This window comes from Streptomyces corynorhini (assembly GCF_003346515.1).
Taxonomy (GTDB): Bacteria; Actinomycetota; Actinomycetes; order Streptomycetales; family Streptomycetaceae; genus Streptomyces; species Streptomyces corynorhini.
This window is the reverse complement of record NZ_QQNA01000084.1, coordinates 1-17,450: the sequence shown is the minus strand read 5'-3', so window position 1 is coordinate 17,450 and position 17,450 is coordinate 1. Positions and strand designations below refer to the sequence as shown.

Below are 17,450 nucleotides of genomic sequence, written 5' to 3'. Positions count from 1 at the left end.
CCCGGCCCCAGGTGGCTTCACCGGCGGCGCTCAGGGCGCCGTCCGGCTGTGATTGTTCAGGCGGTGGTGGTGGTGTTTGCCTCGGCGGCCGGCCAGCCCTCGGCCGAGACGCTGGAGGTGTGGGCGGTGGTACGGACGGTCTCGTCCTCGCCGCGCAGGTCCTCGACGTCGGCGAGGAAGTCGGCGATGCGGTCGTTGCTCATGGTTGTTCCGCCTTTCGGTCTCGATGACTTCGGCTGTTTTCCTGGGCACCGGCGCTTGGTTCGGGGAGTGGCGGTGATCTCGCCCTGGGCATGCGCGGGCCTCCCTTGCGTCGGTCAGCGCTGGTGGGCGTTGGCGGCGGTGCGGAGCGCGTCACGCAGGTCGTCCATACGGGGGCGGTCGGCCGCTTGGTCGGAGAGCGCGGCGGCGACGGAGATGCGCAACGGCTCGGGGACGAGAGTGAGGTTCGTGCCGCCGCCGAGGCGGGGGATATCGGCGCACAGGTAGCGGTAGATCAGGACGCCGAGGCTGAAGACATCGGCGGCCGGGGTCGCTTGGTGGTAGCTGGTGAGGTACTCGGGCGGCCAGTGGACCTCGGGTCCGCGGTGGTCGGGTCCGCGCGGGGTTGTGAGGCGCCGGGCGGCTCCCAGGTCCGTGATCAGGCCCCGGCCCTCGACTATGAGGATGTTCTCCTGATAGACGTCGCGATGGACGATGCCGCGCTGGTGAAGGCTTCCCAGCCCGTCCGCGACGTCAGCGAGGATGCTCAGGCCCTTGCCCGTGTCCTTTGAGGAAGGCATGAAGGCCCGGAAGTTTCCGCTGTCGCAGTGCGGCATCGTGTACCAGTCGAACCGCTCCGAGCTGCCCTGTTCCAGCAGAGGGACGACATGGTCGGCTCCACCGGCAACGGCGGTGAGCTCTGCTTCGTGGCGGAAATCCTCCCGGGCCAGGGCCCGTTCCGCCTCGCTCATCTGCGCGTACCAGTAGAAGCCGTACGCGGCGGGCCGCTCCGTGGGCCCCAGCTCGGCCAAGACATGGTTGCTGCCGAAGCCGGCTTTCAGGACGACGTCGTCCTGACCGGGGCGGCTCACTTTGACCAGGGTGCTGGCGCGGGTGAACGCGAGGAGGCCGCTGATGTGCCAGCCGTCCGAGCGGAGCTGATCGAGGACCCAGGCTGCGGGATGCATCGGGTGGAGGCTCATCGACTCACTTCCGTGGTCGGGAATGTGGGGCCGCTGGCCGCGCGGAGATAGTCCATGCAGGCGGCGGCCAGGGTGTCGAGGTCGGCGCGGGTCGTGCAGGGGTGGTGCAGCACCGGTAGGCCGGTGGTCTTCGTCCAGGCGTTGGCGGCCTCGTGGTAGAGGTCGGTCAGTCGGCCGGCGGCCTCGGGGTACTCGTTGAAGCGCCGAGCGGTTGCCCGTCTGCTGACGCGGGCTTGGCAGATGTCCGACGCGGTGGTCAGCAGCAACGTCAACTGCGGTCGAGCAGAATCCAGTTCGACGAGGTGATGGACGTACTTGTCCACAGGCTGCTGGTGGAGCAGAGCGAGCAGGCAGACGGTGGAGAGGGTGAATCGGTCGGCGAGTACCGGGCCCTGGGCGAGGGCGGGGGCGAGGTTGAAGCGGGCGTGGAGGACCAGGTCCTGGCGGGCCGCCTCGACAGCCTGGTCGGCGTTGCCCGCGTGACCGGCTCGCAGGCGGATCAAGGTATGGGTGGCGGGGCGGGAGAGCCAGGAGAACTGGCCGATGTGGCTGAGGGCGATGCCCTCAGTGGGGGTGTCTTTCAGGAGTCGGTCCCGGAGCGTGCTCTTTCCGGCGCCGGCTATGCCTTCCAGGGCCAGGAGCACGTACTCACCCCGCGCCGGTCGGTTCAGCGACCAGCCAGCTGATGAACTTGGCGACTCTGCCGGCGGTGACCGGGAGGGTGCCGTGGGAGAGCTGGGAGCCGTAGAGCAGGGCTGTGCCGGGAGATGGAGCAACGCTCCAACGGGTACGGGGGAGCTGCTGGAACCAGGTGGCGGAGTTGTCGGCTCCGTCGTGGGCTAGCCACATGCCGTCTGCGTAGCCGTTCGCGACGGCGTCCGGTGTCTGCCCGTTCCAGAGGCGGTCGCTGGAGGCGGTCTCCACGTAGAAGCCGCCTCCCGCGTCGGCCTGGGTGATGACGACGCTGATGCCGGCGATCTGGCGGGGCCAGGCGAGTGGGTCGGGGGCGATGCCGTCGAGGTGGCTGGTGATGTGCTGGCCCACCCCGTATTCCACGTATGTCCAGGGACGGCACAGGGTGATGGAAGGCATGACGCGGGACAGGGCGGGGCGGGCGCGTTCGAAGGCGTCGCCCAGGAGCTTGTCTGCTGCCTCGGGGATGGTGGGGATCTCGATGCGCCCGGCGGGCTCGTAGACAGCCATGGCCTGTTCGGCGCTGTGGCCGGGGATCTCATGGATAGAGGTACGACGATCTCCACCGAAGTGGGCAGCCTCCTCGGTGATAAGAACGTCGTTCATAAGCTCGGAGAGGTGAGTTCGCTCATCGGCGCTGAGGAAATTCTCGATGCTGCCGACGCCGACGGTCTCGGCGATGTGGATCACTTCGTGGTCCCCCTTTGCTGGAGCACACGGTGGATGTCATTGAGGTCCGTGCAGTGGTTGAGCCAGCTCACGACCGGGCTGCCAGTTGCGGCCAGCGGGTCCTGCCACAGCGCGAGGAGTTCTCCGGTCAATGGCAGCTCGCTGCTCTTCGGCAGCGAGTAGGCGTCGGCCGCCTCAGCTTTGGCCAGGGCATGGCAATTCATGCCGTACTGCCATGCGAAGACGTGGGCAAGGCGGGCGGTGGCCGTGGTGCGGCATGCCTGCCGGAGCCGGTTTTCGGGCGGAGGCCGGTGGTAGGCATGGTGCTCGGTGGCCATCCACGCCTGGGCGATGGCAGCGCCCGAGGCCGCGACGCGGCAGGTCGCACAGCAGCGGGCGTCGGCCTTCGGACAGGGCCGCAGGTGCTTGCCGAGGGTGCGGGCGATCTCGTCGAGGACCGTCCACGCGGTGTCGCCCAGCAGGGTGCCGACGTCGGGTTGTCCGGGCTCCGTGGTGTCCTGGTGGTTGCAGCATGTCTCGCCCGAGACGGGCGGGCCGACCGAGACGAGCGTGGGTTCGACGAACAACGTGTGGAAGTAGGTGATACGCCCCAGTAACTGGTGGATGGTTGCTTCGGCACCGGGCTTCACCGCAACACCGATTTCTTCTTGTCTGCGGCCGGGGCCGGAAGGGGACAGGCGCACGGGGTGCCCGTGTCTGGGTGCTCGGCGGCGAGGGCTGCGGTCAACATGGCGCCGGCCTTGTCCAGGCGGGCGAAGTAGATGTTCCAACTCTGGCCCGGGCCGGGGTCCAGGCTCAGGTCGAGCACTGGGGTCGTGGTGCCCGAAGTCTCACAAGTGAGTTCCGAGCGCTTGACGTTGACCTCGACGCCAGCGGGCAGCTCGCTGCTCACCGCTGTGGTGGCTCGGCACAGAGCCGCAGCTGTGCGGGCGTACTCCTCGCGGTCGCGGGCGAGGATACCGATCCGCAGACCTGTGGGCGGCAGGTCCAGGCCGGTGTAATGGTGACCCTGGCAACTGTCGTACGTGATCAGGCCCCAGACGCGGGTGACGGCGTCGACCAACGGCCAGACGCCCGGTTCGATCGCTGCTCGCCACTTCGTGTGGGCAGGGTCGAGGTCGTCGGCCTCGTGGACGCCGGTGAGTCCGACTGTATTGATGTTGCCGTGCTCGCTGGTGTGCAGCCTCACCTCGCTGCGGGCGATGGACGGGTTGTCCCAGCGGGCGAGGAAGGAGTTCACGTCGCGCATGCTGTTCGGGGTACGCGGGTGCCAGCGCAGGCTCTGGCACCAAGCGCCGACGGGGTGAGCGGGCTGGGCAAGCAGGGCAGCGACTCCGTCGATCATCCGTATCCGGTGGTCGCAGTACGCGTCGTGATCACCGGCCGGGTCCTGGCGCCAGCGGGTGGCGACGCAGCCACCGCCGCACGTGTCGCGGTAGTCGCAGGTCATGCACTTGGCCATCAGGGCCTTGCCCTGGTTCAGCAGACGGGAGCCCCGCTGGGCGAGGATTACCTCGTGCTGGTCGGCGACCGACTCCATTTCGGCCAGGCGGGCCTGGGGCCAGGGCAGTTCGTCGCAGCTCCCGAAGCGGCCATCGGGGTAGAGGGTGAAGACGTGGTCGCACTTCAGATCGGAGAAATGGCAGAAGCCGGTCTGAAGGCCCCGTAGTCGCCGGATCGTGGAGACAGCCGGTTCGAGCTTGATTCCGGCGAAGTGCCCCGCAGTGATCCAGTGGGCGGTGGTGGCGAGAACGAACTGCGCGTACTCGTCGGGGTGGATCGCCCAGGCGGGGCCGCCGGTGGCGTCCATGGCTCCCTGCTGGAGCAGGCGGCTGGCTGGTCTGTGCCGTCCAGGCAAGGCGGTGGAGCGGCGGATCGTGGAGTCGAAGCAGGGTACGAAACTGATCGCATTGACGGAACCGAAGCCGACCAGGTGGTCGAGAACCTCCTCGGCGCGGCCCAGTACCGCCGGGGTCACCGCGGCGATCACGCCGACTTTGCGGCCCCGTTCGGCCAGGAGATCCAGGGACGCGGCAACACGCGGGTAGACGGGGTGCCCGTCGTAGCCGACGCGCCAGGCGCTGCCCTGGGCGTCCCCGTCGAGGGAGACGCCGATCCGCAGCTCCGGGAAGAGGTCGTCGAACAAGTCGAGCCAGTCCCCGTCGAGCAGGACACCGTTGGTTTGTAGGGTGACGCGGACGACCTGGGGCAGGCCGGCCAGTTCCGTGAGGATTTCGGCGATGTGGTCGCGGCCTGCGGTCAGCGGCTCGCCGCCGTGGAGTTCGACGGCGAGTGGTCGACCCTTGAAGAGACCGGCCAGGCGCCTGATCTGGCCGGCGCCCACCCGGGCCCCTCCGGGAGCCTCTTTGCGTTTCTCGTAGCAGTAGAGGCAGTCGATGTCACAGGTCTCGCCGCGCGTCTTGACGATGACCGACACCGCGGTGCTGGTGTCGTCGACGTCCAGGCTCTGGTAGAGCCCCTTGATCGGATGGCGCTGTTCTGTGCTGAGGTTCATCGGCTGCCCCTCCTAAGCTGCTTTGACCGGACGAGTGACTAGTCGGACAGGTGTCCCAGCAGGGCGCCCTGGCCTGACTGGAGGATGTGGGCGGCCTCCAGTGGCATCCAGAAACACTCGAAGTGAGTGGGTTCCTGCTCGCCGTCGTGGTCCTCCTGGCTCATCCACCGCTCGGGGGTCGACTCGGTGAGCTCCAAGTGGAAGACGTGCCGGTGCTGGATCTCGAACCGATACGGGCTGATGTCGTACTCGGTCTCACCGAGCTTGCGTACGATCTTGAAGTCCGACAGGCCCGTCTCCTCACGGGCCTCGCGCAGGGCGGCGGCCTCAGGGGTCTCGCCCGGGCGGATGCTGCCCGCCGGGACCTGGATGCCTACCTCCTCGTAGGAGTAGTCGGTGTGACGGAACACCAGCAGCCGCCCGTCGTGCACGATGTAGCACAGCACCTTGGCCTTGGTGACCTTCTCGGGCATGAAGCCCTCCTCATTCATCGGAACCAGCTACGTCACGCAGTCGCACCCGGGACCATCAGTCCAGCGATGCCGACGCCGGGACGGCGTACGACGCTCTGCGTGAAGCGGCGAGTCTAGATCTTGCGACAGGGCGTCACGGGCGGGCTGATGACCCCCGAACTGCAGTTCTCCTGAAGCCACTTCATAGGTGCTCCCGAGGCGCAGAGGGTCGCGCGTGCTCATCGCGACTTGCAGCCGAAGGCGGTCCGTCAGCTCCGTTCCTGCAGTTGGAGCCGGTGCATGGGGCGTCTGTTGTCGGTACGTAGATCAAGGCCCATGTACTTTTCGTGCCGTCGCCGTGCGGCATCCAGCCCCAGTCGAGAGTCAGGGCGCGGACCAGGACCAAGCCGCGCCCGCTCTCGGCGCTGCCCGTTGATCCATGACGCAGGACCGGCGGGTCGACCGAGCCGTCATGGACCTGGATGAGGAGAAGCTTTTCGGCATACGTAGCGGTGAAGCCGATCTCGGGACATGGGACGTGCCGGACGGCGTTGGTGACGAGTTCGGAAGCAACGAGCTCGGCATCGTCGACGATCAGGGCATCGAGACCCCAAGCGTCCGCGACCCGTCTGACCGACGCCCGGATGAACGGCACGGATCGATCGGACTGGACGAGGTTCATCCGCACATGCGCATAGCGAAGATTTCGCCGCGTGCGCCAGGCGCCGCTGTGTTGGCGTCGCCCCGGCGGGGGCCGTCGGGTGCCTGCAGGGTGCGAAGTCGTTCAAAGCCGAGGCAGGGTGCGGTCTTCTCCTCGACGGTGGACGCACCGACCTCGTGGCCATGATGTCCCATCGACACTCGTCCCTCCTCGCCCCGTAACAGGCATCTCAACACGGCTGCTTGATGACAAGTCGGAACGCTAGGAGGATGAACAGAGGGGAACCCGGAAAATTCTTCCGGGGTGGGGAAACCAAGCAGCGCCAGGCTGGGGGTCATGCGAGGAATGACCGAGACGCTGAGCATCGGGGAGCGCGTCGCCTGGTATCGCCGCCGACGCGGCGTGCCGCAGGAGGTATTGGCCGGCCTCGTCGGGCGGACAGCCGATTGGCTGAGCAAAGTGGAGAACGGCCGCATCGAACTGGACCGGCTGTCCGTGATCAAGTCCCTGGCCGACGCTCTCGACGTGCAACTCGGGGACCTGCTCGCCGAGCCCTCACTACTTGACTGGACGCCCGACACCCTGGGCGGCACCGTGCCGAAACTGCGGGAAGCGCTCATGGACTACCAGCAGATGTCCCCACTGCTGGCTTCCGATTCCACCAGCCGGCCACCGGACCTGGAGATCCTGCGCACCGAAGTCGGCTCGACCTGGTCTGCTTATCAGGACGCGAGATACGCGCGAGCCACCCGTCTCACGCCCGGCATTCTTGCGGTTGCCCAGCACGCTGTCCGCGCTTACGAGGGCGAGCAACAGCGGGAGGCTCAGGCCCTGCTCGCCATGGCCTACCAGGGTGCCGCCATGGTGCTGACGAAGATAGGCGAAGCCGACCTCGCCTGGATGGCCGCCGATCGGGGGCTGGCCGCGGCGCAGGAGTCAGGGAACCTCGTCGTCACCGGCTCGCTCTTCAGGTCGGTTGCCCACTGCCTGCTCGCCAACGGCCGCCCCACTGCCGCCCGGGACCTTGTGGTGGCCTCCGTCGGCTACTTGGAAAACGATCTAGCAGACGCCTCGCCGACGTACCTGTCGATCTACGGCACGCTCTTCCTCGTCGGAGCGATGGCCGCGGCCCGGATCGAGGACCGGGCCATGGTGAACCAGTTCCTCGCAGAGGCCGAACAGACGGCCCAGCGTCTTGGACATGACGCCAACCACATGTGGACGGCGTTCGGCCCGACCAATGTCGCTATCCACCGCATCTCGACGGCCATGGAACTCGGCGACGTTCAGATCGCCGTCGACCAAGGGCCACGTGTGGACACCTCCACCCTGCCCTTGGAGCGTCGCGTCCGCCACACCCTCGAACTGGCCCGCGCGTACAGTGCTCAGAACCGCACGGACGAAGCTCTCGCCCTCGTCCTGGACGCGGAGGAGCTCGCGCCCGAGCAGGTCCGCCACCACTTCATCTCCCGCCACCTGGTGACCGTTTGGGTGCGGCAAAGGCACGGCAAGCCGAGCCATCTGCTGGTCGGCGTGGCTCAGCGGCTACGCGTCATCGGGTGATTCGCGTGCGACGACTAAAGTCGTTGCCATGAGCGACTCGGGAGCTTACGAAGCGGTAGCCCAGCCCCGCACCGCCGCCGGGGTGCTGTTCTTCGACGAGGCCGGGGGTGTGCTCCTGGTCAAGCCCACGTACAAGCCCGGCTGGGAGATCCCCGGCGGTTACCTCCACCCGGGTGAGACCCCGAGCGAGGGCGCGGCTCGGGAGGTCAAGGAGGAGATCGGCATCACCCCGCCCATCGGCGGCCTCCTCGTCGCAGACTGGGCACCTCACCCGACCGAGGGCGACAAGTTGCTGTTTGTCTTCGACGGAGGCATCCTCGCGGCTGACCAGCGAGCCCAGATCGTCCTGGACGGGGTGGAAGTCGACCAGTTCGCGTTCCACCGGGCCGAACAGGTCGACGGGCTGCTCATCCCCCGGCTGGCCCGCCGTGTCCACGCGGCGATCGGTGCCCGTGCGCGATCAGCAACCGCCTACCTTGAGAACGGGACGGCCCTCGGCGCCGAAGGCTGATCTGGCGGACAGAACCGTTGTGTACCTGGCGAGCAGAGGAGCCAACCTCCACTGTTGGTCAGGTCGGCCGAGGCTCATGAGCCGGTCCGTCTTCCTTGCTCCTCCTACCTACGGCGGTGCTGGTGTTCGTCGTTGGGGAGAACATGGCGTGGCGTTGCTATGCCGGTGGTGTTCCGCTGCTCTGTGGTCGTTCGCATGGTGGTGCGGCGGCGGGCTGCTTCGGCGCGGGGGTTGGGTGCGGGGTTGCGGCTGGTGTGGTGGATGCGGGTGATCAGGACGCGGGCGGGTTGGCGGGCTGTGGTGAGTTCGCGCCTGGCGGCGGCTTCCTTGAGGTGCTGGTGGGGTTGGTGGCCACGGGCTTCGGCGTCGACGAGGACGGTGGCGAGGGCCGGCCAGGTGGGGTCGGTGAGGATGCGTTCGGCGTGTTCGGGGACGGCTGCGTGTACGTCGTGGGCCAGGGTGCGGCGGGTCTCTTCCCTGGTTGGGCGGGCTGCGAGTTCCGTGAGCGCGGGGGTGAGAGCCTGGTCGGCTGCGGTCTGAAGGAGCTGGACGGTCCGACGGGCGGCGTCGGCCTGGTGGGCGTGGCCCTTGGCTTCGTGCCAGCGTGCGGCGAGGATGGCGGCCCAGAGCAGGGCGGCGACGAGCGCGGCGAGGACGCTGCCGTCGGGGCCGGTAGCGGTGGCGGCGATGTCGCGTGCGACCTCGAGCTCGGCGTCATCCGCGTCCGCCGAGGCCGTTTGCGGCCCCGCTACCAGCACGGCTGCGGCGACCGCTGCGGGCGCAAGCCCGGCTTCTGCCCGCAGAAGGTCAACATCCGGCGCGAGACCAAGAACGTGAAGTCACGCGCCGGGCCGCGGCCCATCGGCGCCCCGGACGAGCTGATGGATCTACTCCGTCGGCACAAGGAGGAGCAGGCCCGGGAGCGTGCCCTTGCCCGCGACCTCTGGACGGAGAAGGGATACGTCTTCACCTCGCCGATCGACGAGCCCCTGAACCCGAACACGGACTTCCACAAGTGGAAGGACCTCCTCAAGGCGGCCGGTCTGCGCGCGGGCCGCCTCCACGACGCCCGCCACACGGCCGCGACCGTCCTGCTAATCCTTGGCGTTCCCGACACGGTCGTAGACGCGATCATGGGCTGGGAGCCCGGCAAGTCCGCCCGGATGCGCCGCCGCTACCAGCACCTCACCAACCGGGTGCTCACGGACACCGCCGACAAGATCGGTAGCCTGCTCTGGCCGCTGCCGGAGGGGCCGCCTGCCAGTAGGTATCGGTAGCAGCGAGAGGCACCGAGTGCGAGGGGGAGGCCGTGGGGAAGCTCCTCGGCCTCCCCCTCGCGTGGGTTTCAGGTCACCCGCTGACGCAGCCATCTGCCCGGCATCGTCGATCTCTCGTGCGCTGGCTACTCGCTCAGAATCAGTGACGCAGGGAAGTAGCAGCTTCCGGTGTCGTTGGCATGTCTCTTCTTACGGCTGAGAAGTTCGTCGAGCGTGACGCGGCCATCCAGCACTACGAAGAGGTCCACTCCCTCCATCGTGATGAAGCAGGTGCCATCGGCGTAGCGCTCCCTAGCCCCCTTGGTAAAGCCATGGACGCTGATGTACAGCCCGAGCGTGTTCGTGGTCTTGTGCCGCACCTTCTCGACGAAGCTACCGAGGTAGTGGACCTCGACTGGTTCCTTGAGCCACTTCGCTTCTACGACATAGACGTCAGTGTCGTATGTGATGGATCCATCGATCTGCTCGTAGGGCAGGTTGTAGGACAGTCTTGGGTCCAGGTCGAACAGGCGGAACAGCCGGTTGAGGAAGGGCTCGAACTCGCGTCCAGCCTTCTGGCGGTTGGGTTCTGCCTCAAGGCGCAGGAACTCGCTCTTCAGCTCGCTCAGCCGCTCGGAGAAGCTGCGCCGGCTGTCCGTGACCGCTTGGTGAGCCGCGAGGTCGTTGGCGAACTTGGCATCGTCGGCGATCAGGCCGCGGTGGCGGTCGATGCACTTTTTCAGCTCGAAAACGGCTTCCCGCGCCTCGGCTATGAGTGAGTCGGCGTCCGATAGTCGCCGCAGCTTGGGGAAGCTGGTCATCTCTGAGACTTCAACCATGAGCCGTAGAGCAAGCTCCGTATAGCGCGTCTCATCTGCATGGAGACGATCTACGAAGTCCTCGGCCGTTTGCCACTTGTACCCGGAGAAGTTGATCCCGGCAACCAGCTCCGGGTGGCCCTTAGCCCACCGGCGGATGAAGCCCTCCAGGTCGTTCTTGTACCAGAAGATGTGCTTGAGGGCGGCCTCCAGCGCACCGTACGCAGCCGGACTGATTGGCTTCATGGACACGGGCTCGACTGCCACCTTCCACCCCTATGGCCCTGATGTGCTTGATGACCCGTCATATCGGTCAGATGATGCTACTCGGCGCCGCACCGTCTCGTGGGGTGACTGAGCGCCTCACATCGGTGGAGCGGTCGGACAGATGGCACCAGAGTCCACGGGTGGTGCCTCTCGGCTCGACATGGGGCGTAGCAGGTGATGGCACGCGGGGATCGTCTTCGCAGTGCGTGCAGCGGGCGTCGGATCGGCGGGGACCACGACTGCAACCCAAACTGCAACCCTCAACGTCGATGGCCCCCGCAGCGAGCTGCGGGGGCCATCGACGTATTGCCCGGTGAGAGCAATGGCGGAGGATACGAGATTCGAACTCGTGAGGGGTTGCCCCCAACACGCTTTCCAAGCGTGCGCCCTAGGCCACTAGGCGAATCCTCCGCCGCAAACAATACAAGACTCCGAGGGGTGCTCGCGACGTCGTTCCGGGGGGTCCGGATCGGGTACTGTGTGCGGAGCCCCTCACGTGGCGCTATCTGACTGAACTCCCCCAGGGCCGGAAGGCAGCAAGGGTAGGTTGGCTCTGGCGGGTGCGTGGGGGGCGCTTGCGTTGTGGGTGGTCTTACGGGCGCGATGTCCGAGGGGGCCGATATCGTCGTAGGTGTGTCGTCCCTTGCGCTGTACCGCCGTTATCGCCCCGAGTCATTCGCCGAGGTCATCGGGCAGGAGCATGTCACTGACCCGCTGCAGCAGGCCCTGCGGAACAACCGGGTCAACCACGCGTACCTGTTCAGCGGGCCGCGTGGCTGTGGGAAGACGACCAGTGCGCGCATTCTGGCGCGCTGTCTGAACTGTGAGCAGGGGCCCACGCCCACGCCCTGCGGGGAGTGCCAGTCCTGTCAGGACCTTGCCAGGAACGGGCCGGGGTCGATCGATGTCATCGAGATCGACGCCGCTTCGCACGGTGGCGTGGACGACGCCCGTGATCTGCGGGAGAAGGCGTTCTTCGGGCCGGCGAGCAGCCGTTACAAGATCTACATCATCGACGAGGCGCACATGGTCACCTCGGCGGGGTTCAACGCCCTGCTGAAGGTGGTCGAGGAGCCGCCGGAGCACCTCAAGTTCATCTTCGCGACGACCGAGCCCGAGAAGGTCATCGGTACGATCCGGTCGCGTACGCACCACTATCCGTTCCGGCTCGTGCCGCCGGGGACCCTGCGCGACTATCTCGCCGAGGTGTGCGCGAGGGAGGGCACGGCGATCGCGGACGGAGTGCTGCCGCTGGTCGTCCGGGCCGGTGCCGGGTCCGTGCGTGACTCGATGTCCGTGATGGACCAGTTGCTGGCGAGTACCGCCGGTGACGGTGTGACGTACGCCATGGCGACGGCGCTGCTCGGTTATACGGACGGTTCGCTGCTCGACGCGGTCGTGGACGCGTTCGCGGCGGGGGACGGGGCCGCGGCGTTCGAGATCGTGGATCAGGTCATCGAGGGCGGGAACGATCCGCGGAGGTTCGTGGCCGATCTTCTGGAGCGGCTGCGCGACCTCGTCATCCTCGCCGCCGTGCCCGACGCGGGGGAGAAGGGGCTGCTCGACGCGCCCGCCGATGTCGTCGAGCGGATGAGCGCCCAGGCGTCGGTGTTCGGCGCGGCCGAGCTGAGCCGGGCGGCCGATCTCGTCAATACGGGGCTGACGGAGATGCGGGGTGCCACCTCGCCCCGGCTGCAGCTGGAGCTGATCTGCGCGCGCGTCCTGCTGCCCGCGGCCTTCGACGACGAGCGTTCCGTACAGGCGCGGCTCGACCGCCTGGAGCGGGGTGCGGCGGCGAGTGCCGCGACCGCCGGGGCCGCGTTCTCGGCCGGAGGGCCCGCCCCCGCCATGGGGTACGTGCCGGAGCCCGGCGCGCACGCTTCCGCGGCGCCGCCCGCGCCCCCCGCCGCGGGACCGGCCGAGGCGGCGCGGGCGGCTCAGGCGGCGCAGGCCGCCGCTCAGGCGGCTCAAGCCGCGCCGCAGGCCGCTCAGACGCACGACGCGCAGGCCGCAGCCGTCGTGGCTCCGCCTGTCTCGCCCGCCGCCGGACCGGCCGCGCCGCCGCCGGGCGCCGCTCCCGCCGCCGCCGCGGCGAGCCCGGCGATGACGCAGGGCGCGGGGCAGGTACGGAACATGTGGCCCGACATCCTTGAAGCCGTGAAGAACCGCCGCCGCTTCACCTGGATCCTGCTCAGCCAGAACGCCCAGGTCGCCGGGTTCGACGGCACGACGCTCCAGGTCGGCTTCATCAACGCTGGTGCCCGGGACAACTTCACGAGCAGCGGCAGCGAGGCGGTCCTCAAGCAGGCGCTCTCCGAGCAGTTCCACGTGCAGTGGAAGATCGAAGCCATCGTCGACCCGTCGGGCGGCAGCGCACCGCCCCCGGCCGCCGGTGGCGGAGCCCCGGGAGGCGGCGGTTACGGAGGGGGAGCGGTCGGCGGCGGTTACGGAGCCCCCGGCGGCTCCGGCGGCTCCGGAGGCGGCGGATACGGCGGCGCCCCGGCCGGGTCGGCCCCCGGCGGCTACGGCGGCCGTCCCTCCGGCCCCCCGCCGGGCCAAGGGTCCGGCTCCGGCGCCGGGCAGCAGTTCGCCCCCGCCGCCCCGGGCCAGGGCGGCGGCCAGTCCGCCGGCCACGCGGGCTCCGGGGCATCCGGCGGTCCCGGCGGCTCCGGCCACGCCTCCGGGCGTCCGGAGACGTCGTCGCGGCCGGACCACGGGCCCAGTCGGTCCGCCCCGCCGCACCACTCGGTGGCGCCGGAGGACGACACTCCGGAAGAGGACGATCCGGACCTCGTGGACTCGGCGCTCTCCGGCCACGACCTCATCGTGCGCGAGCTGGGCGCGACCGTGGTGGAGGAATATACGAACGAGTGACGAGGTGCGTTTCGGCGTCCCCTCCAAGGCCCGCAGCCGGAGCGCCGTCCCGTCCGGGCTAGGCTGCCTCCCGTGAAGGTCCTTGTCATCGGCGGCGGCGCCCGCGAACACGCCCTGTGCCGCTCTCTGTCCCTCGACCCCCAGGTCACCGCTCTGCACTGCGCTCCCGGCAACGCGGGGATCGCCGAGGTGGCCGAGCTGCACCCGGTGGACGCGCTGGACGGCGCGGCCGTGGCCCGTCTCGCCACCGAGCTGGAGGCCGGCCTCGTCGTCGTCGGCCCGGAGGCGCCGCTGGTCGCCGGGGTCGCCGACGCCGTACGCGCCGCGGGCATCCCCTGCTTCGGCCCGTCCCGCGAGGCGGCCGAGCTGGAGGGCTCCAAGGCGTTCGCCAAGGACGTGATGGCCGCGGCCAACGTCCCGACGGCCCGTAGCTACGTCTGCACCACCCCGGAGCAGATCGACGACGCGCTCGACGCCTTCGGCCCGCCCTACGTCGTCAAGGACGACGGGCTCGCCGCGGGCAAGGGCGTCGTCGTGACCTCCGATCTCGCCGCGGCCCGCGCGCACGCCCTCGCCTGCGGCCGTGTCGTCATCGAGGAGTTCCTCGACGGCCCCGAGGTCTCGCTCTTCGCCATCACCGACGGCGAGACCGTCGTCCCGCTCCAGCCCGCGCAGGACTTCAAGCGCGCGCTCGACGGCGACGAGGGCCCCAACACCGGTGGCATGGGCGCCTACTCCCCGCTTCCGTGGGCCGACCCCAAACTGGTCGACGAGGTCATGGACAGCGTCCTCCAGCCCACCGTCGACGAACTGCGCCGTCGCGGTACGCCCTTCTCCGGGCTGCTGTACGCGGGTCTCGCGATCACCGGCCGGGGCGTACGGGTCATCGAGTTCAACGCCCGCTTCGGCGACCCGGAGACCCAGGTGGTCCTGGCCCGGCTCAGGACCCCGCTGGCCGGTGTCCTGCTGGCCGCCGCCGAGGGCGACCTCGCGGCCCTGCCCCCGCTGAACTGGCGCGACGACGCCGCCGTCACCGTGGTCGTCGCCTCGCACAACTACCCGGACACCCCCCGTACCGGCGACCCCATCGAGGGGCTCGCGGAGGTCGCGGCGCAGGATGCCCCCGACGCGTACGTCCTGCACGCCGGTACCCGGCTGGACGGCGGCAAGGTCGTCAGCGCGGGCGGCCGGGTGCTGTCCGTGACGGCCACCGGTACGGACCTGACGCGGGCCCGCGAGCGCGCGTACGCGGCGCTGGGCCGGATCCGGCTGGCGGACTCCCAGCACCGCACCGACATCGCCCGCGCCGCGGCGGAGGCCGCGCGCGACTGACCGACCCGCGTACCGCCGTCATACCGGTCGTACCGGTACAGCAGCATGAGGATCTGGCTCCGGGCCGGGCGTTCGACGCCCGGCCCGGAGCTGTACGCCCTGCCCCCCTGCCCTCGGCTCCGCCGCTCCTGCCGATGGCCTGTGCCGATGACCCCGCCGTTTCCGCGCGTCCGTTTCCGCGCGTCTGATTCCGATCCGCATCCGATCCGCATCCGATCGGAATCCGGAGCCCCCGAGCGCCGTCGCGTCAGCAGCTTTGACCAGAGCCATTCCATCGAGTGACGAATAGGCCATCCGGATGACGGGTCTCCGGGGCCCAACTAGGGTGCGGCCCAAGCGTTCCGGCACTTGGCCCACCGGCATTGCGATGTCAGTGGCGGGTGCCACAGTGGGGGAGTGAGCAACGCAGCCGCACGGCAGAGGGGGTGAGGTCCACCATGTCCGATTCCGGAATGGGTGAGGGTATGGGCGCGCAGGGCGCCCGTGTCCGGGCACTCGCTGTGCTGCGAGTGCGCAGCAGGGCGCTGGCCCTGGCGCTGCTGCCCACGGCCGCCGCCGTGGTGCTGCTCGTCGGCGGGGGTACGGGGCATCTGCGGGGCGCCGGGTGGGACGCGGCGCGCTGGGGTGTGACGGCCCTCGCCGTGGCCGTGCTGCTGCTGGCCGCCGCCGTGGCCGCTCTGGTCGCCCGCGCCAGGCCGGCCCTCAGCCCCACCGTCCCGGTGGCCGAGAAGGCCGCCCCCGATCTCTACCGGCTGGTCCGCGAACTCGCGGAGCGGCTCGACGTTCCCGCGCCCTCCGCGATAGCCCTGACGCCGGACTGCGACAGCTGGCTGGAGGACCGTACGCATCCGGGCCACGCGAAGCGGCCTTCCGCGTCGGGCCGCGGCCGGTACGGGCTGGGCGGCCCGTACCGGCGCCCTGGCCCGGCACGCGGTGCGGGTGCGGGCGGCGTGGCCGCTCCCGTCCTCGTCATCGGCTCGCCCTTCCTGTGGTGGATGCGCGTCGCCGAGCTGCGCGCCGTGCTCGCCCCGGTCGTCGCCGGTACGGGGCCCGCCGCGCACCCGGACATAGCCGCGGCCCGTCGCCTCGTACGGGGCCTGGACGCGGCCGTCGCGGTCACGTCCCGTCCCGGCACCGGGCCGATACGCCGCGTGGCACTCGCCCTGCCCGAGCGGCTCGCCCGCGTCCTGCTGCGCGCCTGCGGAGAGCACGCCGCGCTGATGGAGCGCGGGGTCGCGACGGCCGCGTCCGAGCGCGCCCAGGAGGTGGACTACGGTCTGCGGATCGTCGCCCAGGAGCAGGTGGGCCTGGCGTACGCGGGGTGGGACCGGTTGCTGACCCGGGTCGCGCTGCCCGCCTGGCGCATGGGCCGCTGGCCTTCCCGGCTGGACGCCGGTGTGGTCTCCGCCCTCACCGAGCTGTCGCGCCGCGACCGCCTCGCGGAGGGCTTCGCCTCCCGGCTCGGCGAGCGCCCCGCCTGCGATCTGCTCGAAGAGCCGGGCGCGGTGGACGAGGCGGCCTCCCTCCTCGCCGCCCGCCTCTTCCACGGCGGGCCGGCCGATGCCGGACCCGACTGGTCCCCGGTGGACTGGCAGCAGTATCCGGAAGAGGTGGTCGACCGTAAGTGGCGTACGGAAGCGGCCCGGCTGCACCGCGTCCTGGACGGGATGGGGGTACGGCCCGCCGCCCGGTCCGCGGGGACCGGCCGGTCCGGGGGGCCCGCGGGCTCCGCCGGGCCCGCCGACACCGTCGGACCCCTCGGTTCCGTCGGTTCCGTCGGTTCCGTCGGGTTCGCCGGGGCGGTGGACTCCCTCGAATCCACCCCCGATCCGGGTCCCAACCTGGCCCGCGTCATGGACCACCTCGCCGGACCCGAGGGCGGCGGCGGTGAGGTCGGCGACGCGCTGGCCGCCGGTATCAGCGCGGAGCTGGCCCGGGAGGAAGCGGTGGCCCCGCCGACCTCGGCCGAGGCCACCGGAGACGCCTTCGCGCTCTGGGGCGCCGACCCGCTGCCCCTCTTCCCCCTCCAGCCGCCCCGTACCGGCCGCGAGCTGCTCGCCGACCACGTGACGGCCATGGTCTGCTGCTCCGCCGTCGACACGGCCGGCGCGGCCCCCGGCCTCGACTGGCTGGACGGCCCGGCCCTCCTGATCGACGGCGAACGCCGCGCCGAGCTGCCCGGCCGGGTCCTCAGCCTGGTCGAGGACGGCGACGCGGAGCCGCTGCGCGCGTGGCTGGCGTCGCTGGGCGTCCGACCGGAGAAGCCCGTACGGCTCGTCTGACCCGAGCCCGCCGAGCCCGTACCCGAGCCGCCGCCCCTCCGCCTCGTACCCGAGCCGCCTCTCCGCGTCGTACCCGAGGCAGGGGCCCGAGCCACTCCGGGCCCGAACGCGTACCTGAGGCCACCGCCTCGCACCGGGCCCGGTCCCGCAGCCGAGGCCACCGCCTCGTACCTGAGGCCACCGCCTCGTACTCGGCCCGGTCCCGCAGCCCCGCACCCCGGCCCGAGTCCGGGGCCAGAACCCCGGCCCGAGCCCACCGCCTCGTACTCAGCCCGCAACCCGGCCGCCAACCCGGCCCCCAACCCGGCCCTGAACCCGGCCCGACCCCACCGCCTCGCACCCGGCCCCGACC

At 70.0% G+C, this 17,450-nt stretch carries 14 protein-coding genes, 1 tRNA gene, 1 other RNA gene and 2 pseudogenes; 7 read left to right on the top strand and 11 right to left on the bottom strand.

Annotated elements, in window-relative coordinates; genetic code table 11:
- Positions 1–56: 56 nt before the first annotated feature.
- The 8 genes from DVH02_RS35555 to DVH02_RS37100 form a co-directional block, all read right to left on the bottom strand.
- Positions 57–203, bottom strand: a complete 147-nt coding sequence (locus DVH02_RS35555; RefSeq protein WP_199566254.1) for a hypothetical protein — start codon at positions 201–203, stop codon at positions 57–59.
- A 114-nt stretch (positions 204–317) separates the two neighbouring features.
- A complete protein-coding gene (locus DVH02_RS12345) occupies positions 318–1,169 on the bottom strand; it encodes a protein kinase domain-containing protein (RefSeq protein WP_158575872.1) in 852 nt (283 codons plus the stop codon).
- A gap of 11 nt (positions 1,170–1,180) precedes the next feature.
- Entirely contained in the window at positions 1,181–1,828 is a 648-nt protein-coding gene (locus DVH02_RS12340) for a nucleoside/nucleotide kinase family protein (RefSeq protein WP_158575871.1), read from the bottom strand.
- Between the two features lie 4 nt (positions 1,829–1,832).
- Complete coding sequence (locus DVH02_RS12335) at positions 1,833–2,483, bottom strand: hypothetical protein (protein WP_233518184.1); 651 nt, start codon at positions 2,481–2,483, stop codon at positions 1,833–1,835.
- 80 nt (positions 2,484–2,563) lie between these two features.
- Positions 2,564–3,196, bottom strand: a complete 633-nt coding sequence (locus DVH02_RS12330) for a hypothetical protein (protein ID WP_114623827.1) — start codon at positions 3,194–3,196, stop codon at positions 2,564–2,566.
- Positions 3,193–5,082 carry a radical SAM/SPASM domain-containing protein gene (locus DVH02_RS12325; protein WP_114623826.1) on the bottom strand — a complete coding sequence of 630 codons (1,890 nt, stop codon included), beginning with the start codon at positions 5,080–5,082 and terminating at the stop codon, positions 3,193–3,195. Before DVH02_RS12325 ends, DVH02_RS12330 begins: the two co-directional genes overlap by 4 nt.
- A 38-nt stretch (positions 5,083–5,120) precedes the next feature.
- Positions 5,121–5,555 (bottom strand): NUDIX hydrolase, encoded by a 435-nt coding sequence (locus DVH02_RS12320; protein ID WP_114623825.1) that lies wholly within the window; start codon positions 5,553–5,555, stop codon positions 5,121–5,123.
- 181 nt (positions 5,556–5,736) lie between these two features.
- Positions 5,737–6,216, bottom strand: a complete 480-nt coding sequence (locus DVH02_RS37100; protein WP_114623824.1) for an ATP-binding protein — start codon at positions 6,214–6,216, stop codon at positions 5,737–5,739.
- A gap of 324 nt (positions 6,217–6,540) precedes the next feature.
- Here DVH02_RS37100 and DVH02_RS12310 point away from each other — a divergent pair, with 324 nt between their 5' ends.
- Positions 6,541–7,758, top strand: coding sequence for a helix-turn-helix domain-containing protein (locus tag DVH02_RS12310; RefSeq protein ID WP_114623823.1), 1,218 nt, complete (start codon positions 6,541–6,543; stop codon positions 7,756–7,758).
- 28 nt (positions 7,759–7,786) lie between these two features.
- A complete protein-coding gene (locus tag DVH02_RS12305; RefSeq protein ID WP_114623822.1) occupies positions 7,787–8,269 on the top strand; it encodes an NUDIX domain-containing protein in 483 nt (160 codons plus the stop codon).
- A 104-nt stretch (positions 8,270–8,373) separates the two neighbouring features.
- Here DVH02_RS12305 and DVH02_RS12300 read toward each other — a convergent pair.
- A pseudogene (locus DVH02_RS12300) lies at positions 8,374–9,078 on the bottom strand (mobilization protein); the annotation flags it as partial.
- On the opposite strand from DVH02_RS12300, the pseudogene DVH02_RS12295 reads away from it, so the two are divergent.
- Positions 8,968–9,546 (top strand): annotated as a pseudogene (locus tag DVH02_RS12295) (tyrosine-type recombinase/integrase); the annotation flags it as partial. The pseudogenes DVH02_RS12300 and DVH02_RS12295 sit on opposite strands and share 111 nt — an antisense overlap.
- Before the next feature lie 125 nt (positions 9,547–9,671).
- Here the strand turns inward: DVH02_RS12295 and DVH02_RS12290 are convergent.
- Together DVH02_RS12290 and DVH02_RS12285 are read right to left on the bottom strand one after the other, a co-directional pair.
- Positions 9,672–10,610 (bottom strand): restriction endonuclease, encoded by a 939-nt coding sequence (locus tag DVH02_RS12290; protein WP_233518182.1) that lies wholly within the window; start codon positions 10,608–10,610, stop codon positions 9,672–9,674.
- Positions 10,611–10,933: 323 nt separating this feature from the next.
- A tRNA-Ser gene (locus DVH02_RS12285) sits at positions 10,934–11,021 on the bottom strand.
- A gap of 72 nt (positions 11,022–11,093) precedes the next feature.
- On the opposite strand from DVH02_RS12285, the gene ffs reads away from it, so the two are divergent.
- The 4 genes from ffs to DVH02_RS12265 all read left to right on the top strand — a co-directional run bounded on the left by ffs (position 11,094) and on the right by DVH02_RS12265 (position 17,098).
- Positions 11,094–11,192, top strand: an RNA gene (gene ffs / locus DVH02_RS12280) — signal recognition particle sRNA small type.
- Positions 11,193–11,243: 51 nt separating this feature from the next.
- The gene (locus tag DVH02_RS12275) at positions 11,244–13,484 is read left to right on the top strand and encodes a DNA polymerase III subunit gamma and tau (protein WP_114623843.1); all 2,241 of its coding nucleotides are present in this window, start codon (positions 11,244–11,246) and stop codon (positions 13,482–13,484) included.
- A gap of 72 nt (positions 13,485–13,556) precedes the next feature.
- Positions 13,557–14,816: a phosphoribosylamine--glycine ligase gene (gene purD, locus DVH02_RS12270; RefSeq protein ID WP_114623821.1), complete on the top strand. Its 1,260-nt coding sequence runs from the start codon at positions 13,557–13,559 to the stop codon at positions 14,814–14,816.
- 437 nt (positions 14,817–15,253) lie between these two features.
- Positions 15,254–17,098 carry a M48 family metalloprotease gene (locus DVH02_RS12265; protein WP_114623820.1) on the top strand — a complete coding sequence of 615 codons (1,845 nt, stop codon included), beginning with the start codon at positions 15,254–15,256 and terminating at the stop codon, positions 17,096–17,098.
- The last annotated feature ends 352 nt before the right edge of the window (positions 17,099–17,450 follow it).

Coding starts and splice junctions, on each gene's coding strand:
- DVH02_RS35555 (WP_199566254.1), bottom strand. CDS start 203: ATGAGCAACGACCGCATCGCCGACTTCCTCGCCGACGTCGAGGACCTG.
- DVH02_RS12345 (WP_158575872.1), bottom strand. CDS start 1,169: ATGCATCCCGCAGCCTGGGTCCTCGATCAGCTCCGCTCGGACGGCTGG.
- DVH02_RS12335 (WP_233518184.1), bottom strand. CDS start 2,483: ATGAACGACGTTCTTATCACCGAGGAGGCTGCCCACTTCGGTGGAGAT.
- DVH02_RS12325 (WP_114623826.1), bottom strand. CDS start 5,082: ATGAACCTCAGCACAGAACAGCGCCATCCGATCAAGGGGCTCTACCAG.
- DVH02_RS12320 (WP_114623825.1), bottom strand. CDS start 5,555: ATGCCCGAGAAGGTCACCAAGGCCAAGGTGCTGTGCTACATCGTGCAC.
- DVH02_RS37100 (WP_114623824.1), bottom strand. CDS start 6,216: ATGAACCTCGTCCAGTCCGATCGATCCGTGCCGTTCATCCGGGCGTCG.
- DVH02_RS12310 (WP_114623823.1), top strand. CDS start 6,541: ATGACCGAGACGCTGAGCATCGGGGAGCGCGTCGCCTGGTATCGCCGC.
- DVH02_RS12305 (WP_114623822.1), top strand. CDS start 7,787: ATGAGCGACTCGGGAGCTTACGAAGCGGTAGCCCAGCCCCGCACCGCC.
- DVH02_RS12265 (WP_114623820.1), top strand. CDS start 15,254: ATGTCCGATTCCGGAATGGGTGAGGGTATGGGCGCGCAGGGCGCCCGT.